The organism is Kribbella sandramycini, assembly GCF_013131805.1.
Taxonomy (GTDB): Bacteria; Actinomycetota; Actinomycetes; order Propionibacteriales; family Kribbellaceae; genus Kribbella; species Kribbella sandramycini.
Window position 1 is genome coordinate 896567 of the sequence record NZ_JABJRC010000002.1, and the last position, 20493, is coordinate 917059.

Here is a 20493-nt window from a genome sequence, read left to right on the forward strand (position 1 = left end):
GCCAGGACGTCGCCTGTCAGCGTGGCCCGGGGGAGAGCAGAGCGCGATGCCGACGCACCCAGGCGATCTCCTCGCGATCGCGGTCCAGGGCGCCATCGCGGACCCAAGTCTGTTGCGGCTCCTGGCCTTGGTCCGCGAGTTGCTGGACCAGCTGGCAGGTTGCGTCCATGCGGGCGATGACCGTGTCTACGACGTCGAACGGCGGGAGGTCGCCGTACGCGTCGAGGAAGACCTGGATGCGGTGAAGGCGGTCGGGGACGGTGGGGAAGTGGTGCCAGCTCAGTGTGTGTTCGTCGGAGCGCATCGGGGCGAACCACTGCAACGCGTAGGCGACATCGTCCAGGCGCGGGCCGGGGTGGAGATAGTCCCAGTCGATCAGCCCGACGGCGGTGTGGTCGCTCCAGACGAAGTTCCAGGGGCCGGGGTCGCCGTGGCAGTAGACGAGGTCACCGGCGTCGACGGGGTGGGCGGCCCAGACGGCGTCCGTCGGCGGGAGCCAGCGCTGACTCGCGTCGTGGAGCTGGCGCAGGAGGCGCGCGGCGGACGCGAGCCCGGCGTCCGTGTGCTGGTGGTACCAGGCGTCGCCGCCACTCGCGCCGGGCAGGAACCCGAGCGTCTCGACATCGGGGCCTAAGGCAACTGGTTCCGGCACGGATCGGATGCCTTGGCTGCGGAGGGCGCGGAGGAAGCCGTGCACGGTCGCCGAGCTGGCCGGACGCGTCACCAGCTCACTCGTCAGGTGGATCGGTCGGGCGGCGCGATTGACCTGCTCGGCGTCGGTCATGACCTCGACGCTCGGCGAATCCGGTGTGAAGTGCAAGCGAAATTGGGTTGAGCTGGCGGTGGGGGATTGGGAGGGTAGGAGTGATGAATTGGAGTCAAGAGGTTGCGCAGCAGGCCGGCGTCCACTGGGAGCGGCAGTTTCGGCCGCGGTTCGAGGGGATGAGCGACGAGGAGTACTTCTGGGAGCCGGGGCCGGGGGCCTGGTCGGTCCGCCCTGATGCCGGGGGTGTGCTGCGGGCGGACTTTGCCGTGCCGCCGCCGGAGCCCGCGCCGGTGACGACGATCGCCTGGCGGCTGGCGCATCTGAATGTGCTCTTCGAGCTGCAGCAGGTACTGATCGGCGGGCCGGCGATCGACTGGCAGGACGCGACACCGCCGCCGGCCACGGCCAAGGAGTCACTCGATCGGCTCGACGGTTTCGTCACGGCCTGGGTCGAAGGTGTCGGCAACCTTGGCGATGACGGCCTCGCTCAGGCCACGTCGACCGAAGGCTGGACGGTGGCGAGTATGGTGCTCCACCAGAATCGCGAGCTCATTCATCACGGCGCCGAGATCGCCCTGCTCCGGGATCTCTACCGGCTGAAATGAAGAATTATCTGCTCCTCGACCACGACGGCGTACCCTCCACGAACTACCCGACCTGATCCACGGGGCGGGTAGGGGTGCGCCGGATTCGCACTAGTTGACATAATGTCGCTTATCGGCGCTTAGTTATCTGTTCACGCAGCCACGGCAGGCCGTATTTCAGGAGGTCCGAGACCACGTCCTCGGCGACTGGGCCTGGGTCGACGCCGCGGACGATGGGCCACCACTTGTCGCTGCCTTCCGGCGTTATCAGGCCGAGTCGCGTCTGGGTGGCCCACGATCCGTAGACCACCGTGGGCTTCGGCCGTTCGCCCAGCGCCGGCGACGCGGCTGCGCGCTCGGCCCACACGTCACGGCGGATCGCGGAAAGATTCACAGTGAACTGGACCTCTTGGCCGTCGCTGTAGGCCGACTTCTGGAAACCGAGTAGCGCCCAGTAGTCATCGGACGGCAGCTCGAATCGGCCCCCGGAGCCGCGCAGGCCCTGGTCGCGAAGCAGCGGACCGAACGTTGCCTTCATCATCTCCGCGAAGACCTCCTGCGGGGACGGCACGCTCGCGGTCGCCTTCGACTTGGGTCTGTGCTTCCACACCTTGAAGCGTTCGAACGACACGCGCTGCTGGGGTGTCAGGTCAGCCATGGCCGCGAGTTTTTCACGCCTGGATCCACTTAGGATCTTGGGTATGGCGACGCGGTTGGTTCAGCTGAACATGAAGGCTCGGGACGACGGTGTGCTCGGTGGGTTCTGGGCGGCGGCGCTGGGGTGGGCGGTTTCGAGTGAAGGGCCTGGGGTGACGAATCTGGAGCCGGCCGGGTCGGTGTATCCGGATCCGGCGGCGGTTGTGTTGGATCTGGTGCGGTCGCCGGATCCCAAGACGGTGAAGAATCGTGTGCACGTCGATCTGGCGGCCAGGTCGGCCGAGCATCAGGCTGAGGTGGTCGAGCGGCTGCAAGGGCTCGGGGCGACGATGGCTGATGTGGGTCAGGGTGAGGTGTCGTGGGTGGTGATGGCTGATCCGGAGGGTAACGAGTTCTGTGTGCTGGACTCGTTGTACGACGAGACCGGGCCGATCGCGACGGTCGTCGTCGACTGCGCGGATCCGCGTGTGATGGCGAGCTACCCGGGCGGCGACGTCGACGCAGAAACAGCCAGGCTGCAGGCTCTCGGAGCCACCGCCCTTGACGTGGACGGGATCTCCTGGCGAGTGCTCGCCGATCCCGAAGGCAACGAATTCTGCCTCCTCTCCCCCGCCTGACATGGTCGTTCGGATCGCCTTGGCTGCACTCGTTCGCGATGGCCGGCTGCTGCTCGTGCATCGGCATCCGAATCGGCCGGTGTATCCGGATTGCTGGGATCTGGCCGGCGGACACATCGAGCCCGGCGAGCAGCCGCGGGACGCCGTCGTCCGTGAGTGCCTCGAAGAGCTCGCTGTGCGCATCCGTGAGCCCGTGCCGCTCGCCATGACGACGAGCAATCCGGACCTCGACGTCCACGCGTTTCTCGTTACGCGCTGGGACGGCGAACCCGTCAACGCCGCGCCCGCCGAGCACGACGACCTCCGGTGGTTCCGGCTGGATGAGCTCGCGGGTCTGCAGTTGGCGCACCCGACGGGTCTGCTGGACGCCGTACGCGCTCACCTCTGGTAGTCGGCTGATCACTCCTTCTATCCTTACTGAACGGTAGTACATCTTTGTGAGGGAGATGGGCTGATGACGGATGCGCAGGAGAACCACGTCACCCGGCGCCGGGTGCTGACGGTCGGTGCCGGGGTTGCGGCGGGGACGGCGCTCGGCGTTCGGCCGGCGGCTGCTGGGGCGCGGGCGGACGCCGACGCGATCGTGGTCGGGGCCGGGTTGGCGGGGCTCGTGGCGACGTCGGAGCTGGTTGCGGCCGGGCGGCGGGTGCTGCTGCTCGATCAGGAGCCGGCGACGGGGTTGGGTGGGCAGGCGTTCTGGTCGCTCGGCGGGCTCTTCTTCGTCAACTCCCCCGAACAACGCCTGGCCGGAATCAAGGACTCGCTCGAGCTCGCGCGGAACGACTGGTTCAACACGGCCGGGTTCGACCGCGGCGTCAACGATCCGCTCGGTCAGGACTACTGGGCCAGCCGCTGGGCCGAGGCGTACCTGCAGTTCGCAGCTGGGGAGAAACGGTCATGGCTGGCGGGCCTCGGGCTGACCTGGGTGCCGATCGTCGGCTGGGCCGAGCGCGGCGGTCAGCTCGCGGACGGTCCGGGCAACTCCGTGCCGCGTTTCCACCTGACGCTCGGCACCGGTCCGGGCGTCATGGAGCCGTTCGAGAAGCTCGTCCGGACGGCGGCCGCGGAGGGCAAGGTGATGCTGCGGTTCCGCCACCAGGTCGACGGGCTGATCACGACGAACGGCGCGATCACCGGCGTCCAGGGCAGTGTGCTGGAGGCGAGCAGCGCCGCCCGAGGTACGCCGAGCTCGCGGGTGCAGGTGGGTGAGTTCGAGCTGAACGCGCCGATCGTCATCGTCACCTCTGGCGGGATCGGCGGCAATCTGGAGCTCGTTCGCGCGAACTGGCCGGCCCGCCTCGGTACGCCGCCCGCCCGGCTGATCACCGGCGTACCGGCACATGTCGACGGGCGAATGCTTGCCATCACCAACCGCGCCGGCGCGCGGATCGTGAACCCGGACCGGATGTGGCACTACACCGAGGGCATGGTGAACCACAGCCCGATCTGGCCCGGACACGGCATCCGGGTGCTGGCGGCGCCGTCCTCGCTGTGGTTCGACGCGGCCGGGCGCCGGTTCGCGAACCCCGGCGTGCCGAGTTACGACACGCTCGGGACACTGGAGCTGATCGGCAAGTCCGGACACGGCTACTCGTGGTTCGTGCTGAACAAGAAGATCATCGACAAGGAGTTCGTGCTGTCCGGCTCGGAGCAGAATCCGGAGCTGACCCGGAAAGATCTGCTCGGCTACCTGGCCAGCCGGTTGCTGAACAGTACGCCGCCGCCGGTGAAGGCGTTCATGGATCGCGGCGAGGACTTCGTCATCGCGAACACGCTGCCGGAGCTGGTCGCCGGGATGAACCGGCTGACCGGCGCGAACCTGATCGACCTCGAGCAGCTTCGCCGGCAGATCGTCGTCCGGGATCAGCAGGTCGACAACCCGTTCACCAAAGACAGCCAGGTGATGGGCATCCGGAACTCGCTCGCGTACAGCGGCGACAGCCTGGCCCGGACGGCGTCGCTGCACAAGATCCTCGACCCGGCAGCCGGCCCGTTGATCGCGATCCGGATGAACGTGCTGACCCGGAAGACGCTCGGCGGTCTCCAGACCGACCTGTCCGGCCGGGTGCTCGGCCCGACCGGACAGCCCGTCCCTGGTCTGTACGCCGCCGGCGAGGTCGCCGGTTTCGGTGGCGGTGGCGTCCACGGCTACCGTGCACTGGAGGGCACCTTCCTAGGCGGCTGCCTCTTCACCGGCCGCCAAACCGGCCGCGCAGCAGCGAACGCCTAGTCAGGCCTGAGGTCTGTCACCGCGACGTCGTACTCCGTGCGGAGCCGGGCGGCGACGAGTGATCGGTGGCAGGCCTCTGGGTCGCGTTCGACGCAGAACAGGGCGGTGCGGACGTCGCTGAGCAGTTGGCCGACGTCATACGGGTTGAGAATCTCTTGGGTGTAGCGCTCGCAGTACGCCGGGGCGAGCGCTACGCGGCTGCGTTTGCCGACTCCTTGGCGGTCGTCTTCGCGGTACTGGAGGTGTCGCAGCTCGGTGGTCGGCGCAAGCTCGCGGACGTGCCGGTAGCCGATGCCGGCGTCCACGAGCGCTTGTTGCAGGCGGGCCGAGTTGGCCCAGGCGTACTCCGGGCCGCGCAGGCCCCGGCGTTGCCGGAGGTCCAGGAGCAGCGCGACGCGGGCTGCGGTGAGTTTCGCGATGAAGGTGTCGGCGGTGAAGCCGAAGACGCCGATGGTGAGCATCATGCGACGGCGGTGCCCTCGAGTTCGACGAGCAAGGCGGGGACGGCGAGGCTGCTGACGCCGAGCATGGTCGTGGCCGGAGCGACTCCGGCGGCGCCGAGCCGGGCGGCGAGGACGCCGTAGTGCTGGAAGGTCTGCGGGACGTCGGTGGTGTAGACGTTGAGCCGGACGAGGTTGGCCAGGGTCATACCGGCTTCGGCGAGAACGGCCTCCAGGTTGTCGAGGGCCCGTGCCATTTGGGCGGCCAGGTCGCCGTCGTGCTGGGCGCGACCGTCGGCGTCCATCGAGGTCTGGCCGGAGGCGTACAGGGTTCGGGTGTGCCCGGAAACCAGTTCGGCCTGGTTGAATCCGAGTTTGGCCGACCAGGCCCACGGGTTGATCGCCGTTCGTTCCACTTCGCGCTCCGTTCGGTTCGGGTGTGGGAGCCAGCCTGCCGAGGAATCACGACACCCTGTGTCGGGTATTCCGGTACGGTTTTCGAATGCGTGCCGACCGGTTGGTCTCGCTGGTCCTGTTACTGCGCCAGCGCGGTCAGCTGTCCGCGGAGACGCTCGCGCGGGAGCTCGAAGTGTCGACGCGAACGGTGTTGCGCGATATCGAGGCATTGTCGGCGGCCGGCGTACCGGTGTACGCCGAGCGCGGGCGCCATGGCGGATTCGCTTTGCTGCCCGGGTTCCGCACCGAGCTGACCGGGCTGAACCATGACGAGGCGCTCGCGCTGCTCGTCGCCGGATCGCGCCGGGGCGCGCAGGCCTTCGGCCTCGGTTCGGCGCTGGCCTCCGCGATGCTCAAGGTCGTCGACGCGCTACCCGAGAGCCAGCGCGACACCGCGACGGACGTCGCCGAGCGGCTGCTCATCGACCCCGAGACCGACCTGCTGTCGCGCCGCCAATCCCCCGACGACGTGCCTGAGGACGTCGTGGCCGAGGTACGCCGAGCTGTCTTCGCCGGCCGTCAACTCCGCATCCACTACGAGCCCATCGACCAGCCCGCCACCTGGCGCACCGTCGACCCGATCGGTCTGGTCACCGTCCGGGACCAGGGCTATTTGCTGGCGACGAAGTCCGGCGAAGACCGCACGTACCGGCTGTCCCGCATCCACGCCGCCGAGCAGCTGGCCACCCCCGCCGACCGCCCCGCCTCGGTCGACCTCGACCAGGCCTGGCAAGACCGCAGCGCCCGCTTCCGCACCAGCGGCCCGCAAGTCACCGTCGAAGCCCGAGTCCACCCCGACCACCGCGAAACGCTCGCCGCCACCGCCCTCACCATCCAGACTCAGTCCACCGATCCCGACGGCTGGCTGCGCCTCCACCTCACCTTCCAAGACCCCCGCCACGCCACCTGGGCCCTCTGGCAAGCAGCCACCTCCGCCGAAGCCCTCTCCCCCACCTGGCTCCGCCAATCCCTCCAAGCCAAAGCCACTGCCCTCGCCACCCAGTACAGCGACCGTTAGCCGTTGGTCGCCGTCCACCTGGCGGCGCCGATCGTCTCCTCGACGAGGTTGAGGTGACGGCGAATGACGGCGACGGTGCTTGGATCGGCGTCGAGGCGACCGAGGACGTCGTACAGGGCGGGGCCGAGGGGCGACCCGGGTGTGGCGCCGAGGAGGGCGGCCAGTGTGCCCGCTGCCGAAAGGTTGCCCCGGGCAAGATTTTTCGCCGCGAGCGGGAGCATGGCGAGGGCGAACGTCGTCAGGTCGGCCGGACGACCTGGAGCTCCCCGGCCCACGTGATCGAGGGTCGCTGAGAGGTCGAGGGCTCCGGGGGTGCCGATGCCGGCGAGCAGGCGTGCTTCGCCCGGAATGGGAGCGGCTGCCGGCCAGAGGTACCAGTCGACCCAGAGCGGCAGGTCGTCGACGACGTACATGGCGCCGAGGTAGCCGCCGCCGGCCGGGCCGTTGGATGGGACGTCCAGGGTGAGGACGGCGTCGCCGATCAGCGGTTCGCCCGCGACGAGCAGGAGGTCGATGTCACTCCACCTGTCCGCGGTCCCGTCAGCGAGTGAGCCGACCAGCCAGACGGCTTCGGCGGTGATGCGCGGGACGATGGCCGCCAGCCAGCGATCGCGGTTGGCGGCCATCGAGTGGATCAGGGCTTCTTGGCTACGCCGACCCAGAGGCTGCAGCTGACGTCGGTGAAGGTCTCGTTGTCGACGAGCGCTTGGGTCTCGTCGTCCGGGTGCCAGCGATAGGGAACCTCGACGCCGGGGTCGACGAGTTCGAGGCCGGCGAAGAAGCGCTCGATCTCGGCGCGGCTGCGGACCTGGGCGTCGCCGCCGTCGGCCTTGTAGACCTGGATGGCCTGCTCCCACATCTCGGGCGCGAAGTCCGGGGTGCAGTGGGAGAAGATCAGGTAGGAGCCGGGGGCGAGCGCGTCGACCAGCTGCTGGAGCAACTCGTAGGGCTTGGCGTCGTCGGGCAGGTAGTGGAAGACGCCGACGATGCTGAGGGCGACCGGCTTGCTCAGGTCGAGCACCGTGCGGACTTCTTCGGAGTCCAGGATCGCCTGCGGGTCGGTGATGTCGGCCTCGATGTAGGCCGTCTCGCCGCTCTCGGTGCTGACCAGCAGCGCGCGCGAGTGCGCGAGCACGATCGGGTCGTTGTCGACGTAGACGACATGCGCCGCGGGGAGGACCTGCTGGACGACCTCGTGCAGGTTCGGGCTGGTGGGGATACCGGTGCCGATGTCGAGGAACTGGGTCACACCCTGCTCCGCGACGTACCGGGCGGCCCGGTGCATCCACATCCGGTTCGACTGCGCGGCGGTGCGGAAACCGGGGAAGGCCTCCAGCAGCTTCTCGGCCACCGCGCGGTCGGGCGCGAAGTTCGTCTTACCGCCAAGGAAGTAGTCGTACACCCGCGCGCTGTGCGGCACGCCCAGGTTCAGTCGATCCGCGATGGAGGTCGCGGCCTCGTCGTTCTGCTCGCTCATGAAACTCCTCGACGCTGTGCCCCGTCCGGCTAGATCCGTATCGTAGCCGTCACCCCGCTCCCTGTGACCGCCTCCCCCGCCCCGTGTCGCCGAACGGCGGCGATGATCGAAAGTGATCGGTTGGTGGATTGGGGGTTGGAATGCGCTCTCCGGGGCTTTACTGTCGGATTCCCGGCGTTGCTGGGCCGGGAATCGAGACGGCGCCCCCCGCCACGATCGCGAGGAGAAAATGATGGTGGAAAACGACGGCCGTATTGGCTGGGTTGTACCTGATTTCACCGAGTTCGAGACACCCACGGAGGTCACCGGCTACGCCGGCCGCCTCGGGTGAGTTTCGCCTGAATCCCGTGTGACGACACGCTGATCGGGTCGCCGCCCCAACCCGGTCATCTTCCTGCTCGCGCCCGGCGGCCGTGTGCCGCCGGGCCGGGCGGGCCTACGGTCAGCCGGCGTGTATTCCCCTGCGTTCCATCCCGTGGGCGACGTGTGGAAAATGTTCCATTACCGTCGTTGGACCCGGAGGATTTATGCAGCCGATGGATGCGGACGAATTCGTCACCACGTTGCGCGGCCTTTCGCATCGCTATTGGGGGACGCACCCGTTCCACCAGCGGATGCACGCCGGCGAGTTGTCGCAGCCCGAGCTGCAGGTCTGGGCGGCCAACCGCTGGTACTACCAGAGCGCGATCCCGCGCAAGGACGCGGCGATCATCAGCAACTGCCCGCTGCCCGATGTCCGCCGCCAGTGGTTGCCGCGGATCGTCTACCACGACGGCGCCGCGCCCGGTGAGGGTGGGATGGAGCGGTGGCTGCGGCTGTGCGAAGCCGTCGGTCTCACTCGCGACGAGGTGCTCGACGAGCGGCATGTCGCGCCGGCGGCCCGGTTCGCGGTCGACGCGTACGTCGAGTTCGCGCGATCGAAACCCTGGGTGACAGCGGTCGCCTCCGGGCTGACCGAGATGTTCTCCGGACATCTGATGAAGGCCCGGGTCGCCGACATGCTCGCGCAGTACGACTGGATCCGCCGCGAGGATCTCGCCTACTTCACGAACCGGATCGACGCGGTCTCCGGTGAAGGCGAGGCCACGCTCGCCCTCGTCGTCGCCCATTGCCGTACGCGCGCCGACCAGGACGCCGCGGTCGCGGCGCTCTCGTTCAAGTGCGACGTGCTGTGGTCGCTGCTCGACGCCATCGACCTTGCCGCGAGCAAACAATGAGTACGCCGGAAGCGGACCCGCGCCCCGTATTGCGACGCGGCGTCCGGCTCAGCTACGACTCCGTCCGCTCGGCGTGGGTCGTGTTGCACCCGGAGGGTGTGTTGATGCCGAACGCAACGGCCACGGCCGTCCTCGAGCTGTGCGATGGAGAGCGCTCCCTGAGCGAGATCGCGAAGCTGCTCGGCGACACGTACGCCGACGTCCGCCCCGAGCAGATCCGCGCTCTGCTCGATCGGCTCGCCGACAAGCAGGTCATCCAATGGAGCTGACCGAGAACAAGTACGGCGCCGCTCCCCCACTCAGCCTGACCGCCGAGGTCACTCATCGCTGCCCGCTGCACTGCCCGTACTGCTCCAATCCGCTCGAGCTGCTCGGGCGCGAAGACGAGCTGAGCACCGACGATTGGCGCGACGTCCTGACCCAGGCGCGGGAGCTCGGCGTCCTGCAGGTGCATTTCTCCGGCGGTGAGCCGCTGGGCCGGCGTGACCTGGCCGAGCTGATCGAGCACACGGCCGGCCTCGGCGCGTACGTCAACCTGGTCACCAGCGGGCTCGGGCTGACCGAGCGCCGCCTGGAGAGCCTGGTGGACGCCGGACTCAACCACGTGCAGCTCTCCGTTCAGGGCGCGGACGCCGCTGTCGGCGATCTGATCGCGGGTGCGCGGGCGCATCAGCACAAGATCACCGCCGCTGAGCTGGTACGGCGCGCTGGGCTCCCGTTGAGCGTGAACGTCGTCCTGCATCGGGCGAATCACGACCAGCTCGCGCAGCTGATCACCTTCGCCGAGGAGCTCGGCGCCGACCGGCTGGAGCTCGCCAACACGCAGTACTACGGCTGGGCGCTCAAGAACCGCTCGCAGCTGATGCCGACGCCGGAGCAGCTGGCCGCGGCCGAGCCGATCGTGGACGAGGCGATGCGGCGACTCAAGGGCCGGATGCAGATCGTCTACGTGATCGCCGACTACCCGGAGAAGTACCCGAAGCCGTGTACCTACGGCTGGGGTGCTCGGCAGATCACGGTCGCGCCGGACGGGAAGGTGCTGCCGTGCCCGGCCGCCGCGTCGATCACGACCCTGCAGCTCGAGAACGTCAGGGAGCGCTCTCTGGCCGCGATCTGGTACGACTCCGGCGCGTTCAACGCCTACCGCGGACAGGATTGGATGAGCGACACCTGCCGCACCTGCGATCGCCGCGAGCTGGACTTCGGCGGCTGCCGGTGTCAGGCCTTCCTGCTCACCGGGGACGCGGCCGCGACCGACCCGGTCTGCCATCGGTCGCCGGATCGTGGGGTCGTCGACCTGATCCTGGCCGAGCCGCGCCGGAGCGGTTTCGTGATGAGGAGCCCGCAATGAAGGTGATCGTGCTCGGGACCGCCGCGGGTGGTGGGTTCCCGCAGTGGAACTGCGCCTGCCCGACCTGTGCCGATCCGGCACTGCCGGCCCGGACGCAGGACGGTCTCGCGATCAGCGCCGACGGCGACAACTGGTACCTGGTCAACGCGTCACCCGATATCCGCGCGCAGATCCTGGCCACGCCCGAGTTGCGGGCCGGGCCGGGGGTGCGGGAGACGCCGATCCGCGGCGTCCTGCTCACCGACGCCGAGCTCGACCACACGCTCGGTCTGCTCCTGTTGCGTGAGGCGGACGCACTTGAGGTGTACGCGCCGCCCGCCGTCCTGACCGCGGTCGGGCGCTTCCGCGACATCACCGATCGGTACCACGCCTGGTCGTGGTCGCCGGTGCCCGACAAACTCGACGGGATCGCGGTGAGCACGCTTGCTGTCAGCAACAAACGTCCTCGGTACGCCGATGAGCCCGTGCCCGGCCCGTGGGTCGTCGCCTACCGCTTCGAGCACGACGGCAAGGCGCTCGTCTACGCGCCCTGCCTGGCCGACCTCCCCGACGGCTTCGAGCAGTTCGCGGCCGGCGCGACGTACGTCGTCCTGGACGGAACCTTCTACAGTGCCGGCGAGATGCCCGGTCAGACCGTGATGGGTCACCTCCCGGTGCGGACGACGATCGATCGGCTCGACGGCCGGCTGGTCTTCACCCACCTGAACAACACCAACCCGCTCGTCGATCCGGACTCCCCCGAGCGGGCCGAGCTGGCGGCGCGCGGGCATGTCGTCCCCGACGACGGCACCCGATGGGAGTTCAGCTGACTCCGTGACCGGCGAGGAGGGCGCGGAGTACGTCGTACCCCTGCGTGAAGTCCCATTGCTCGGCAGGCATGCCGGCTGCCCGGGCGCCTTCGACGTTGCGTGACCTGTCGTCGATGAACAGGATCTCGTCGATGGGTGCGCTGATTCGGTCGGCGGCCTGGGTGAAGAACTGCGGGTCGGGTTTGGCGACGCCGAGCTCGTGCGAGTAGCAGCTGACGTCGAAGAGGTCGTCGTAGCCGAGTGCGGTCCGCATGTGGGCGCCGCGGCGGTGCTCCTGATTCGTGCCCAGATGGACGCCGTACCCGCTGCGCCGCAGCGCGTGCACGACCTCGATCGACTCCTCGATCACCACGATCCGTTTCCAGACCGCGTCGTACAGCTCGGCCGCGGGGGTCGTGACGCCGTACTTGCGGAGGCCGGCGGCCAGCACGGGGAGGTAGTCGCCGTCGCCGGCGAGCATTGGGAGCTCGGCTTTCCAGGTCTCGTGGAGAAACTCGCGGGTGCGGGCGCCGACGTACGGCTCGATCGCGGCGTACCAGCCGCCGGGGAGGTCCTGGAGGACTCCGTCCGCGTCGAACAGCAGGTGGCGAATCATCGGGCCGATGATAATCAGGTGCCGTGGGCGTTGGCGCGTGCCTAGGGTGCGGGCATGGGTATTCGGTTCGAGACGTTGACGTATGCAGCGCAGGATCCGGAGGCGCTGGCGCGGTTCTGGGGCGGGGTGCTCGGGTTCGCCGTGGACGGCGCTGTCGTGACGACGGCTGACGGGGCGTACCGGATCCGGTTCGTGCCGAGTGAGCTGCCGAAGCTCGGCCCGAATCAGATGCACTTCGACATCACGAGCACGTCGCCGGCCGACCAGGAGCGTTTGGTCGCCCGCACGCTGGAGCTGGGCGGACGGCACCTCGACATCGGCCAGTCGCCCGACGAGCCGCACGTCGTACTGGCCGACCCCGAGGGCAACGAGTTCTGCGTGATCGAGCCGACCAACAACTTCCTGGCCGGCATCCGCGGTATCGGCGCCTTCTCCTCGGACGGTACGCAGGCCGTCGGCTACTTCTGGAGCAAGGCCCTCGATTGGCCCCTCGTCTGGGACCAGGACGAGGAGACCGCCATCCAGTCTCCCCGGGGCGGTACGAAGATTGCCTGGGGCGGCCCGCCCGTCGCGGCCAAACTCGGGCCGAACCGCCTCCGCCTCGAACTACGCGTGGACGACGACCAGGACGTCGAGCGCTTGCTCGCCCTGGGCGCGACGCTGCTCGAGGACGGCGTCCTGGCGGATCCGGACGGCAACGAGTTCAGCATCCGCCGATGAGCAAGCGGTTCGTCGTTCTGGACGCGATGGGCGTGCTTTATCGGCACGGCAACGTCGTCCGGAACCTTCTCATCCCGTACCTGCGCGATGGTGGTTGCACTCGGACCGAGACCGACATCCGCGATGCCTACCGCCGCTGCACGCTCGGGGAGATCTCGACGGGCGACCTGTGGGCGCGGCTCGGCGTACCGGCTGATGACGCTGCCTATTGCGAGCGGCACGTATTGACCCCGGGCGCTCCGGAGCTGCTGCGCGACCTCAGCTCGGCCGGGATCACGCCGCTGGTGCTGACCAACGACGCTGCGCCGTGGTCCGAGCTTCTGCGCAGGCGGTTCGGGCTGAGCGAGTACGTCGATCGCTGGTTCGTCAGCTCGGAGATCGGGGCCCGCAAGCCGGCCCCGGCCGCGTACGACGCCGTACTGCGGCACCCAGGCCTTGATCCAGCACAGTCGGTCCTCGTCGACGACCGGCCCACGAACCTGGTCGCCGCCCAGGAGGCGGGTTTCGCGCCGGTCCTGTTTCACAGCGACGACACCGCGGCCAACCCGGTGGCCGGGTTCGCACCTGCCGCCGTCCGCAGCATGCCTGAATTGTTCGCCTGGCTCAGCTCTTGGCCGAGATGATCTGGACGAGGTTGCCGCAGGTGTCGTCGAAGACGGCCATCAGGTTGAGGCCGATGTCGGTCGGCGGATGGGTGAACTCGACCCCCTGAGCGGTCAGGCGCTCGTGCTCGGCAGCGACGTCGTCCACCTCGAACTGGACGAGCGGAATGCCGTCCTCGACGAGGGCGTCGCGGTAGGGCTTCACGGCCGGGTGCCCCGACGGTTCGAGCAACAACTCGGGCCCATCCGGCCGCTCCGGCGACACCACAGTCAGCCAGGCCGCATCGCCCAAGGGCACATCATGTTTCTTCACGAACCCGAGCACATCGGTGTAGAACGTCAGCGCCTTGCGCTGATCGTCCACGAACACGCTCACCAGATTGATCCTCATCACTGCTCCTTCTCGCCAAGGGGCCACCGCCGCGCAATCTCCGCCAGCGGCTCCGGATTGAAATAGTGGTACTTCGATCGCCCGCGCTTCTCCGTCACGACCAGCCCAGCCGCCTCCAGCACCCCCAAATGCTGCGAGATCGCCTGCCGCGTCAGCCCCAGCCCATGCCGAGTCGCCAGCACCGAACAGATCTCGAACAACGTCTGCCCGTCCCGCGCCGCCAACTCGTCCAGAACCACCCGCCGCGTCTCGTCGTCCAACGCCCGATAAACCGTCACCACACCCCCACTATATGCAAGTAACCACTTGCCTATCAAGCTCGCTGTCCGCACGAACGACAGGAAGTACCAGCCCGAACCGGCCGATCGCCTCGGCCGCCAAGCAGGCCGCCGCGGCGCTGTACACATCTACGTCCTGTCGTTGCAGTTGGCACCGAGGCGCTGCCTGCGCTCCGGCCGGTCCGAGCTGGTAGACCCGCTTGCCCGAGTTTGTGGCAGCGCTAACGACATGAGGTGGTGGGCTGCGGGGCGTCCGAATGTGGCTGGGCACGCGGGAGCGGGGCGGATGCGTAGGCGACTATGTCCTGTCGTTACCGTCGTTCGCATGGACGTGGAGTTGCTGGTTGGGGCGTCGGCGGAGTTCGAGCGGGTGGTGGGCGAGTATCCGGCGGACGGGTGGGGGTTGCGGACGCCGTGTGCGGTGGATGCGCGGGAGTTGGTGGAGCACGTCGAGGAGGGGAACTGGTTTGCCGTGGCGGTTCTCGGGGGTGCGAGTGCGGTGGGTGCAGGGGCGGCTTTTGGGGGTGTTTGGCCGTTGAGCGTGATGGAATCGCGCGCGTGGGCATTCTGGTGCTGTTGATGGTGGTTGTGGCGGGGATGGCGCTTTGGGGGTTGGTGCCGACGATTGTCGGGCTGATCAAGAGGGAGGGGCGGACGGTTTGCCGGGGGTTGGCGCGGCTTTGTGGGTTGGTGGCCGTGGGTGGGTATGGGTACGGCCTCCTGATGGTTGAGCTGGAGGCGAGTGAGTCGTCGGGTGGGGCCGGGTCGTGGCCGCCGCAGGCGTGCGAGCAGGTGGGGCCGATGTTTGCGGAGCGGGTTGTCGAGTTCAAGAAGAGCTATTTGCCGCTGCGTTTCGACTGTGTTCTGGACGACGGCACGTGGTACTCGGGCGGCGTCGTACCGGATGGGCTGATGCCGGTGGTGCTGATCGCCGCTGCGGCCACAGTCGGGCTGACTGTGGCCGCGCGGTACGGGAAGGGTGCGGGGTCTACTGCACGTAGTCCGCGAGGTGCTTTCCGGTCAGCGTCTTCGGGGACTTGATCAGCTTCGCCGGGGTGCCTTCGAAGACGACCTTGCCGCCGTCGTGGCCGGCGCCGGGGCCGAGGTCGATGATCCAGTCGGCGTGCGCCATGACGGCCTGGTGGTGCTCGATGACGATGACCGACTTGCCGGAGTCGACGAGGCGGTCGAGCAGGCCGAGCAGGTTGTCGACGTCGGCCAGGTGCAGGCCGGTGGTCGGCTCGTCGAGGATGTAGACGTCGCCCTTGTCGGCCATCTGCGTGGCCAGCTTCAGCCGCTGCCGCTCACCACCGGACAGGGTCGTCAGCGGCTGGCCGAGCTTCAGGTACCCAAGGCCGACATCCGCGAGCCGCTCCAGGATCTTGTGCGCGGCCGGCGTCTTGGCCTCGCCATCGGCGAAGAACTCGACCGCCTCGGCCACCGGCATCGCCAGCACCTCGGCGATGTTCCGACCGCCCAGCGTGTACTCCAGCACCGACGCCTGGAACCGCCGCCCCTCGCACTCCTCACACGGCGCCTCGACCGTCGCCATCACGCCCAGCTCGGTGTAGATGACGCCGGCGCCGTTGCACGCCGGGCAAGCGCCCTCCGAGTTCGCGCTGAACAGCGCCGGCTTCACGCCGTTCTGCTTCGCGAACGCCTTCCGGATCGGCTCCAGCATCCCCGTGTACGTCGCCGGGTTGCTCCGTCGCGATCCCCGGATCGGGCTCTGGTCGACCGTGACCACACCATCGCGCGACGCGATCGAACCGTGGATCAGCGAGCTCTTCCCCGAGCCGGCCACACCCGTCACGACGACGAGCACACCGAGCGGGACGTCGACGTCCACATTGCGCAGGTTGTGCGTATCCGCGCCGCGGACCTCCAGTACGCCGGTCGCCGTCCGCAGCTCGGACTTCAGTGCGGCCCGGTCGTCCAGATGCCGGCCGGTCAGCGTCCCGCTGGTGCGCAGCTTGTCGACCGTGCCCTCGAAGACGACCTCGCCGCCGTCGCTCCCGGCGCCGGGGCCGAGGTCGATGACGTGGTCGGCGATCACGATCGCCTCGGGTTTGTGCTCGACGACGAGCACCGTGTTTCCCTTGTCGCGGAGCTGGACGAGCAGCTCGTTCATCCGCTGGATGTCATGCGGGTGCAGGCCGATGGTCGGCTCGTCGAACACGTACGTGACGTCGGTCAGCGACGACCCGAGGTGCCGGATCATCTTCGTCCGCTGCGCCTCACCGCCGGACAGCGTGCCGGCCGGGCGGTCCAGCGACAGGTAGCCCAGGCCGATCGAGACGAACGAATCGAGCGTGTCCGCCAGCGACTCCAGCAGCGGGGCCACCGACGGCGCCTTCAGCTTACGGATCCAGTCGGCCAGGTCGCTGATCTGCATCGAGCACAGGTCGGCGATGTTCTTGCCGTTGATCTTGGAGGCCAGCGCCTCCTGGCTGAGCCGCGTGCCGCCGCATTCGGGGCAGGTGGTGAAGGTGATCGCCCGCTCGACGAACGCGCGGATGTGCGGCTGCATCGCGTCGACGTCCTTGCTCAGGAACGACTTCTGGATCTGCGGGATGATCCCCGAATAGGTGAGGTTGATGCCCTCGATCTTGATCTTGGTCGGCTCCCGGTGGAGCAGGTCGTGCAGTTCCTTCTTGGTGAACTTCTTGATCGGCTTGTCCGGGTCGAAGTACCCGCAGCCGCGGTAGATCCGCCCGTACCAGCCCTCCATCGAGTAGCCCGGGATGGTCAGCGCGCCCTCGTTCAGCGACTTGGAGTCGTCGTACAGCGCGGTCAGGTCGAAGTCGGTGACCGAGCCCATCCCCTCGCAGCGCGGGCACATGCCCCCGGCGTACACCTGTTTGACGACGACCTTCTTCTCCCCCGCGCCCTTGTCGGTCGTCATCGAGCCGGACGCCGTCCGCTTCGGGACGTTGAACGAGTACGCCGTCGGCGGGCCCGCGTGCGGTTTCGCGAGCCGGCTGTAGAGGATCCGCAGCATCGCGTTCGCGTCGGTCGCGGTGCCGACCGTGGAGCGCGGGTTCGAGCCCATCCGCTCCTGGTCGACGATGATCGCCGTCGTCAGCCCGTCCAGGACGTCGACCTCCGGGCGGGCCAGGTTCGGCATGAAGCCCTGGACGAACGCGCTGTAGGTCTCGTTGATCAGCCGCTGCGACTCGGCCGCGATCGTGCTGAAGACCAGCGAGCTCTTCCCGGACCCGGACACCCCGGTGAAGGCGGTCAGCCGGCGTTTCGGGATGTCGACGCTGATGTCCTTCAGGTTGTTCTCGCGGGCGCCGACGACCCGGATCAGATCGTGGCTGTCGGCAACGTGCTCGGTCATACGTCGAACTCCTGGGTGTCCGGGCGCCGGCTCAGGGCAGCTGGTTGATACGAACGTGGTTACCGGCCGGGTCGCGGAACGCGCAGTCTCGGACGCCGTACGGCTGGTCGGTCGGCTCCTGGATCACCTCGCCGCCGCCGGCGACGGCCTTCTCGAAGGTGGCATCCAGGTCCTTGCTGGCCAGCACCACGGTGGCGAAGGTGCCCTTGGCCATCATCTCGCGGATCATCTTCTGCTCGTCCTCGGTGATCCCGGGGTCGGCGAACGGCGGGTGCAGGACGATCGAGGTGTCGGGCTGGCCGGCCGGGCCGATGGTGACCCAGCGCATCGCGCCGCCGCCGACGTCGTTGCGGACCTCGAAGTCGAGCAGGTCGCGGTAGAACGCGATCGACTCGTCGGGGTCGTTGTGGGGCAGAAAGCTGTGGACGATCGTGATATCGGTCATGGCAATCACAGTAGGTGCGGCGCGGCCTGGGGAGCTTCTTGATTCCTGATCGGTCTGGTCACGCGTTTGGCAACACACGCCGGCAGGCCCGCGGCCGCCTGGCTGACCTGCTCCTTGTAGGCGCTCGGCGACATCCCGACCAGCTCGCTGAAGCGGGTGCTGAAGGTGCCGAGCGAGGAGCCGCCGACCGCGAAGCAGACCTCGGTCACGCTCAGCTCGCCGTGCCGCAGCAGCGCCATCGCCCGCTCGACCCGCCGCGTCATCAGGTAGCTGTACGGGGACTCGCCGTACGCGCGCCGGAACTCGCGGCTGAGGTGGCCCGACGACATGTTCGCGCCGCGGGCGAGCGCATCGACATCCAGCGGCTGCGCGTACTCGCGGTCGATCCGGTCCCGCACACGCCGCAACCGGGCCAGATCCGCCAGCCGCTGCTCCTCCGCCGATTTCCCCGCCATACCCACGATCCTGTCACGAGCCTCGGACCTTTCCCAGTACCTCGTTCTGACAGGGTGGGGCCATGGGTATCCAGGAGCTGCGATTCCGCGCGTCACATCTGCCCGCCGTCCTGAATGGCAGTAAGCGGATCACGATGCGCTTCCAGGACCCGGTGGAGGTCGGCCCGGCGATGCTGGTGTTCGAGTCGACGCCCGAGGTCAGAGTGCCCGGGCGGATCACCTCGGCGGTGGCCAAGACCGTTGCCACCGTCGGCGACGTCGAGGCGCGCGAAGACGGCTTTCCGGACGCTGCCGGCGTACTGGGCGGGCTGCGCGACTACTACCCCGAGCTGACTGCGGACGACGAGTTGGTGATCGTGCGCTTCGACGTCGAGCAGGTGTCCCGTCCGCAGCGCATGCACACCGCGCTGGACGCCGAGGACGCGCGGGCGCTGGCCGAGTTCTACCGTCAGCTCCTCGGGCTGCAGTACCGCCCCGGCGACGAACCGCCGGCAGACGGGACGCCGGACGACGCCGACTGGCTCGTCCTCGTCGACGCGGACGGACACCGGCAGCTCGCGATCCAGCGCACCGACGTCCTCCCCCGGTCGACCTGGCCGTCGACCGAGGTTCCGATGCAGATGCACCTGGACTTCGCCGTACCGACCGCTGCGGCGCTGGAGCTGCACCGGGAGCACGCCGTCCAGCTCGGAGCGCAGGTGTTGTGGGACCGGACGCAGGTAGAGTCCGAGCCCTTGTACGTGCTGGCCGATCCGGCCGGCCATCCGTTCTGTCTATTAGTGGGGGCGCCGTGAGCAAGGAAACCGGGTACGCAGACGTCAACGGCCTGCGGATGTACTACGAGCTGCACGGCTCAGGCGGCACGCCGCTGCTGTTGCTGCACGGCGGGCTGTTCAACATCGACCTCCAGTTCGGCCCGCTGCTGCCGGGGCTGTCCGAAGGGCGCCGCGTCATCGCGACCGACTTCCAGGGCCACGGGTACACCAACGACATCGATCGCCCGCTCGGCACCGCCGATCTGACCTCCGACGTCGTCGGTCTGCTGCAGACGCTCGACGTACCGCAGGTCGACGTCTTCGGCTTCAGCGTCGGCGGCGCCGTCGCGCTCAAGCTGGCCGTCGAGCACCCGGAGCTGATCCGCAAGGCCGTCATCTCCTCGGTGTCGTTCCGGCCCGAGGGCGACCGCCCGGAGAACTCCGCCGTCGGCGAGATGAAGGTCGAGATGATCGCCGGTACGCCGATGGAGTCCGACTACCTCGCGAAGTCGCCGCACCCCGACCTCGACCACCTGCAGACCCTCCTCACCAAACTCGGCGACTACGACCGCGGCGCCGACGGCTGGTCCGACGACGCCATCCGCGCCATCGCCGCCCCCACCCTGCTCACCGTCGGCGACTGCGACGCCGTCACCCTCGAGCACGCCGTCCGCTTCCTCCAGCTCCGCGGCGGCGACGTCAACGGCGACTTCGTCGGCGTCCCCACCTCCCAACTCGCCGTCTTCCCCGGCACCACCCACTTCAACGGCCTCGCCCGCACCACCCTCGTCCTCGACACCATCACCACCTTCCTCGACGGCTGACCGCGTGTTTCGCGAGGCGGGGCCGGCGGATTTTGACGGGGTGATGCGGCTCTACCGGCACCTGCATCCGGCGGACGAGGCGCCGGATGCAGGGCAGGCGCGGGTGGTGTACGACGAGATCATGCGGACGCCGGGGATGCGGCTGTATGTGATCGAGGACGGCGGCGGGCTCGTGGCGACGACGTACCTGAACCTGGTGCCGAACCTGTCGCGCGGGCTGCGGCCGTACGGCGTCGTCGAGAACGTCGTGGTGGACCAGGGGCGCCGTGGGACCGGGGTGGGTAAGGCGGTGATGGCCGGGACGTTGCGCGCGGCGTGGGACTTCGGCTGTTACAAGGTGATGCTGCTGACCGGGTCGCGGCGGGAGTCGACGCACGGGTTCTATCGGGCGTGTGGGTTCTCGGGGGACGCGAAGTTCGGGTTCGTCGCGCGACCGGGGAGGTGAGGTTGGGAGGAATGGGCA

27 protein-coding genes are annotated in these 20493 nt (G+C 68.5%); 15 read left to right on the forward strand and 12 right to left on the reverse strand.

Annotation, left to right across the window (positions count from 1 at the left end; genetic code table 11):
- Positions 1-16: 16 nt before the first annotated feature.
- On the reverse strand, positions 17-784 hold the full coding sequence (locus HPO96_RS11510; RefSeq protein WP_171673346.1) for an aminoglycoside phosphotransferase family protein: 768 nt from the start codon (positions 782-784) through the stop codon (positions 17-19).
- 83 nt (positions 785-867) lie between these two features.
- Between HPO96_RS11510 and HPO96_RS11515 the strand changes: the two genes are divergently transcribed.
- Complete coding sequence (locus HPO96_RS11515) at positions 868-1371, forward strand: DinB family protein (protein WP_171673347.1); 504 nt, start codon at positions 868-870, stop codon at positions 1369-1371.
- A gap of 109 nt (positions 1372-1480) precedes the next feature.
- Here the strand turns inward: HPO96_RS11515 and HPO96_RS11520 are convergent, their stop codons facing one another.
- Positions 1481-2008 (reverse strand): DUF4304 domain-containing protein, encoded by a 528-nt coding sequence (locus HPO96_RS11520; protein ID WP_171673348.1) that lies wholly within the window; start codon positions 2006-2008, stop codon positions 1481-1483.
- Positions 2009-2051: 43 nt separating this feature from the next.
- Here HPO96_RS11520 and HPO96_RS39605 point away from each other — a divergent pair, with 43 nt between their 5' ends.
- The 3 genes from HPO96_RS39605 (at position 2052) to HPO96_RS11535 (ending at position 4854) form a co-directional block, all read left to right on the forward strand.
- Complete coding sequence (locus HPO96_RS39605) at positions 2052-2624, forward strand: VOC family protein (protein WP_171673349.1); 573 nt, start codon at positions 2052-2054, stop codon at positions 2622-2624.
- Position 2625: 1 nt separating this feature from the next.
- The gene (locus HPO96_RS11530; RefSeq protein ID WP_171673350.1) at positions 2626-3015 is read left to right on the forward strand and encodes an NUDIX domain-containing protein; all 390 of its coding nucleotides are present in this window, start codon (positions 2626-2628) and stop codon (positions 3013-3015) included.
- Positions 3016-3078: 63 nt separating this feature from the next.
- Positions 3079-4854 carry an FAD-binding dehydrogenase gene (locus tag HPO96_RS11535; protein WP_171673351.1) on the forward strand — a complete coding sequence of 592 codons (1776 nt, stop codon included), beginning with the start codon at positions 3079-3081 and terminating at the stop codon, positions 4852-4854.
- Here the strand turns inward: HPO96_RS11535 and HPO96_RS11540 are convergent.
- Both HPO96_RS11540 and HPO96_RS11545 read right to left on the reverse strand, forming a co-directional pair.
- Positions 4851-5318, reverse strand: coding sequence for a DUF488 domain-containing protein (locus tag HPO96_RS11540; protein WP_171673352.1), 468 nt, complete (start codon positions 5316-5318; stop codon positions 4851-4853). The genes HPO96_RS11535 and HPO96_RS11540 overlap by 4 nt on opposite strands.
- Entirely contained in the window at positions 5315-5710 is a 396-nt protein-coding gene (locus tag HPO96_RS11545; protein WP_171673353.1) for a Rid family hydrolase, read from the reverse strand. Before HPO96_RS11545 ends, HPO96_RS11540 begins: the two co-directional genes overlap by 4 nt.
- A gap of 86 nt (positions 5711-5796) precedes the next feature.
- On the opposite strand from HPO96_RS11545, the gene HPO96_RS11550 reads away from it, so the two are divergent.
- Positions 5797-6768 carry a helix-turn-helix transcriptional regulator gene (locus tag HPO96_RS11550; protein ID WP_171673354.1) on the forward strand — a complete coding sequence of 324 codons (972 nt, stop codon included), beginning with the start codon at positions 5797-5799 and terminating at the stop codon, positions 6766-6768.
- Here the strand turns inward: HPO96_RS11550 and HPO96_RS11555 are convergent.
- Both HPO96_RS11555 and HPO96_RS11560 read right to left on the reverse strand, forming a co-directional pair.
- Positions 6765-7394 (reverse strand): nucleotidyltransferase domain-containing protein, encoded by a 630-nt coding sequence (locus tag HPO96_RS11555; RefSeq protein ID WP_171673355.1) that lies wholly within the window; start codon positions 7392-7394, stop codon positions 6765-6767. The genes HPO96_RS11550 and HPO96_RS11555 overlap by 4 nt on opposite strands.
- A gap of 8 nt (positions 7395-7402) precedes the next feature.
- Positions 7403-8245 (reverse strand): SAM-dependent methyltransferase, encoded by an 843-nt coding sequence (locus HPO96_RS11560; RefSeq protein ID WP_171673356.1) that lies wholly within the window; start codon positions 8243-8245, stop codon positions 7403-7405.
- A 536-nt stretch (positions 8246-8781) separates the two neighbouring features.
- On the opposite strand from HPO96_RS11560, the gene pqqC reads away from it, so the two are divergent.
- Genes pqqC through pqqB form a run of 4 tightly spaced genes read left to right on the forward strand, consistent with a single transcriptional unit; the run spans position 8782 to position 11622 of the window.
- On the forward strand, positions 8782-9462 hold the full coding sequence (gene pqqC / locus HPO96_RS11565; protein ID WP_171673357.1) for a pyrroloquinoline-quinone synthase PqqC: 681 nt from the start codon (positions 8782-8784) through the stop codon (positions 9460-9462).
- A complete protein-coding gene (gene pqqD, locus HPO96_RS11570; protein ID WP_171673358.1) occupies positions 9459-9731 on the forward strand; it encodes a pyrroloquinoline quinone biosynthesis peptide chaperone PqqD in 273 nt (90 codons plus the stop codon). The genes pqqC and pqqD overlap by 4 nt, the downstream gene beginning before the upstream one ends.
- A complete protein-coding gene (gene pqqE, locus HPO96_RS11575; protein ID WP_171673359.1) occupies positions 9722-10813 on the forward strand; it encodes a pyrroloquinoline quinone biosynthesis protein PqqE in 1092 nt (363 codons plus the stop codon). The genes pqqD and pqqE overlap by 10 nt, the downstream gene beginning before the upstream one ends.
- On the forward strand, positions 10810-11622 hold the full coding sequence (pqqB, locus tag HPO96_RS11580) for a pyrroloquinoline quinone biosynthesis protein PqqB (protein WP_171673360.1): 813 nt from the start codon (positions 10810-10812) through the stop codon (positions 11620-11622). Before pqqE ends, pqqB begins: the two co-directional genes overlap by 4 nt.
- Here pqqB and HPO96_RS11585 read toward each other — a convergent pair.
- A complete protein-coding gene (locus HPO96_RS11585; RefSeq protein ID WP_171673361.1) occupies positions 11615-12217 on the reverse strand; it encodes an HAD family hydrolase in 603 nt (200 codons plus the stop codon). The two genes, pqqB and HPO96_RS11585, sit on opposite strands and share 8 nt — an antisense overlap.
- A gap of 54 nt (positions 12218-12271) precedes the next feature.
- Here HPO96_RS11585 and HPO96_RS11590 point away from each other — a divergent pair, with 54 nt between their 5' ends.
- Positions 12272-12937: a VOC family protein gene (locus tag HPO96_RS11590; RefSeq protein WP_171673362.1), complete on the forward strand. Its 666-nt coding sequence runs from the start codon at positions 12272-12274 to the stop codon at positions 12935-12937.
- On the forward strand, positions 12934-13560 hold the full coding sequence (locus HPO96_RS11595; protein WP_171673363.1) for an HAD family hydrolase: 627 nt from the start codon (positions 12934-12936) through the stop codon (positions 13558-13560). Before HPO96_RS11590 ends, HPO96_RS11595 begins: the two co-directional genes overlap by 4 nt.
- Here HPO96_RS11595 and HPO96_RS11600 read toward each other — a convergent pair.
- Both HPO96_RS11600 and HPO96_RS11605 read right to left on the reverse strand, forming a co-directional pair.
- Complete coding sequence (locus HPO96_RS11600; protein ID WP_171673364.1) at positions 13541-13930, reverse strand: VOC family protein; 390 nt, start codon at positions 13928-13930, stop codon at positions 13541-13543. The two genes, HPO96_RS11595 and HPO96_RS11600, sit on opposite strands and share 20 nt — an antisense overlap.
- Positions 13930-14211: an ArsR/SmtB family transcription factor gene (locus tag HPO96_RS11605; RefSeq protein WP_337796588.1), complete on the reverse strand. Its 282-nt coding sequence runs from the start codon at positions 14209-14211 to the stop codon at positions 13930-13932. The genes HPO96_RS11600 and HPO96_RS11605 overlap by 1 nt, the downstream gene beginning before the upstream one ends.
- A 322-nt stretch (positions 14212-14533) precedes the next feature.
- On the opposite strand from HPO96_RS11605, the gene HPO96_RS11610 reads away from it, so the two are divergent.
- Complete coding sequence (locus HPO96_RS11610) at positions 14534-14788, forward strand: hypothetical protein (protein WP_171673366.1); 255 nt, start codon at positions 14534-14536, stop codon at positions 14786-14788.
- 408 nt (positions 14789-15196) lie between these two features.
- On the opposite strand, the gene HPO96_RS11615 is transcribed toward HPO96_RS11610, so the two are convergent.
- The 3 genes from HPO96_RS11615 to HPO96_RS11625 are packed head-to-tail and all read right to left on the reverse strand — an operon-like array spanning position 15197 to position 18451.
- On the reverse strand, positions 15197-17551 hold the full coding sequence (locus tag HPO96_RS11615; protein ID WP_171673367.1) for an ATP-binding cassette domain-containing protein: 2355 nt from the start codon (positions 17549-17551) through the stop codon (positions 15197-15199).
- Between the two features lie 31 nt (positions 17552-17582).
- Positions 17583-17996 carry a VOC family protein gene (locus tag HPO96_RS11620; protein WP_171673368.1) on the reverse strand — a complete coding sequence of 138 codons (414 nt, stop codon included), beginning with the start codon at positions 17994-17996 and terminating at the stop codon, positions 17583-17585.
- Between the two features lie 5 nt (positions 17997-18001).
- Positions 18002-18451 (reverse strand): helix-turn-helix transcriptional regulator, encoded by a 450-nt coding sequence (locus HPO96_RS11625; RefSeq protein ID WP_171673369.1) that lies wholly within the window; start codon positions 18449-18451, stop codon positions 18002-18004.
- Between the two features lie 62 nt (positions 18452-18513).
- Here HPO96_RS11625 and HPO96_RS38155 point away from each other — a divergent pair, with 62 nt between their 5' ends.
- From HPO96_RS38155 to HPO96_RS11640, 3 genes are read left to right on the forward strand one after another with little or no spacing between them, the layout of a single operon-like run.
- Positions 18514-19245: a VOC family protein gene (locus HPO96_RS38155; RefSeq protein ID WP_238354962.1), complete on the forward strand. Its 732-nt coding sequence runs from the start codon at positions 18514-18516 to the stop codon at positions 19243-19245.
- Positions 19242-20030, forward strand: coding sequence for an alpha/beta fold hydrolase (locus HPO96_RS11635; RefSeq protein WP_337796589.1), 789 nt, complete (start codon positions 19242-19244; stop codon positions 20028-20030). The genes HPO96_RS38155 and HPO96_RS11635 overlap by 4 nt, the downstream gene beginning before the upstream one ends.
- Before the next feature lie 43 nt (positions 20031-20073).
- Complete coding sequence (locus HPO96_RS11640) at positions 20074-20475, forward strand: GNAT family N-acetyltransferase (protein ID WP_202885796.1); 402 nt, start codon at positions 20074-20076, stop codon at positions 20473-20475.
- The last annotated feature ends 18 nt before the right edge of the window (positions 20476-20493 follow it).

Bases quoted from the DNA above. Each gene is read 5' to 3' on its own strand.
- HPO96_RS11510 (WP_171673346.1), bottom strand. From the start codon at position 784: ATGACCGACGCCGAGCAGGTCAATCGCGCCGCCCGACCGATCCACCTG.
- HPO96_RS11515 (WP_171673347.1), top strand. From the start codon at position 868: ATGAATTGGAGTCAAGAGGTTGCGCAGCAGGCCGGCGTCCACTGGGAG.
- HPO96_RS11520 (WP_171673348.1), bottom strand. From the start codon at position 2,008: ATGGCTGACCTGACACCCCAGCAGCGCGTGTCGTTCGAACGCTTCAAG.
- HPO96_RS39605 (WP_171673349.1), top strand. From the start codon at position 2,052: ATGGCGACGCGGTTGGTTCAGCTGAACATGAAGGCTCGGGACGACGGT.
- HPO96_RS11530 (WP_171673350.1), top strand. From the start codon at position 2,626: ATGGTCGTTCGGATCGCCTTGGCTGCACTCGTTCGCGATGGCCGGCTG.
- HPO96_RS11535 (WP_171673351.1), top strand. From the start codon at position 3,079: ATGACGGATGCGCAGGAGAACCACGTCACCCGGCGCCGGGTGCTGACG.
- HPO96_RS11540 (WP_171673352.1), bottom strand. From the start codon at position 5,318: ATGATGCTCACCATCGGCGTCTTCGGCTTCACCGCCGACACCTTCATC.
- HPO96_RS11550 (WP_171673354.1), top strand. From the start codon at position 5,797: ATGCGTGCCGACCGGTTGGTCTCGCTGGTCCTGTTACTGCGCCAGCGC.
- HPO96_RS11555 (WP_171673355.1), bottom strand. From the start codon at position 7,394: ATGGCCGCCAACCGCGATCGCTGGCTGGCGGCCATCGTCCCGCGCATC.
- HPO96_RS11560 (WP_171673356.1), bottom strand. From the start codon at position 8,245: ATGAGCGAGCAGAACGACGAGGCCGCGACCTCCATCGCGGATCGACTG.
- pqqC (WP_171673357.1), top strand. From the start codon at position 8,782: ATGGATGCGGACGAATTCGTCACCACGTTGCGCGGCCTTTCGCATCGC.
- pqqD (WP_171673358.1), top strand. From the start codon at position 9,459: ATGAGTACGCCGGAAGCGGACCCGCGCCCCGTATTGCGACGCGGCGTC.
- pqqE (WP_171673359.1), top strand. From the start codon at position 9,722: ATGGAGCTGACCGAGAACAAGTACGGCGCCGCTCCCCCACTCAGCCTG.
- pqqB (WP_171673360.1), top strand. From the start codon at position 10,810: ATGAAGGTGATCGTGCTCGGGACCGCCGCGGGTGGTGGGTTCCCGCAG.
- HPO96_RS11585 (WP_171673361.1), bottom strand. From the start codon at position 12,217: ATGATTCGCCACCTGCTGTTCGACGCGGACGGAGTCCTCCAGGACCTC.
- HPO96_RS11590 (WP_171673362.1), top strand. From the start codon at position 12,272: ATGGGTATTCGGTTCGAGACGTTGACGTATGCAGCGCAGGATCCGGAG.
- HPO96_RS11595 (WP_171673363.1), top strand. From the start codon at position 12,934: ATGAGCAAGCGGTTCGTCGTTCTGGACGCGATGGGCGTGCTTTATCGG.
- HPO96_RS11600 (WP_171673364.1), bottom strand. From the start codon at position 13,930: ATGAGGATCAATCTGGTGAGCGTGTTCGTGGACGATCAGCGCAAGGCG.
- HPO96_RS11610 (WP_171673366.1), top strand. From the start codon at position 14,534: ATGGACGTGGAGTTGCTGGTTGGGGCGTCGGCGGAGTTCGAGCGGGTG.
- HPO96_RS11615 (WP_171673367.1), bottom strand. From the start codon at position 17,551: ATGACCGAGCACGTTGCCGACAGCCACGATCTGATCCGGGTCGTCGGC.
- HPO96_RS11620 (WP_171673368.1), bottom strand. From the start codon at position 17,996: ATGACCGATATCACGATCGTCCACAGCTTTCTGCCCCACAACGACCCC.
- HPO96_RS11625 (WP_171673369.1), bottom strand. From the start codon at position 18,451: ATGGCGGGGAAATCGGCGGAGGAGCAGCGGCTGGCGGATCTGGCCCGG.
- HPO96_RS38155 (WP_238354962.1), top strand. From the start codon at position 18,514: ATGGGTATCCAGGAGCTGCGATTCCGCGCGTCACATCTGCCCGCCGTC.
- HPO96_RS11640 (WP_202885796.1), top strand. From the start codon at position 20,074: ATGCGGCTCTACCGGCACCTGCATCCGGCGGACGAGGCGCCGGATGCA.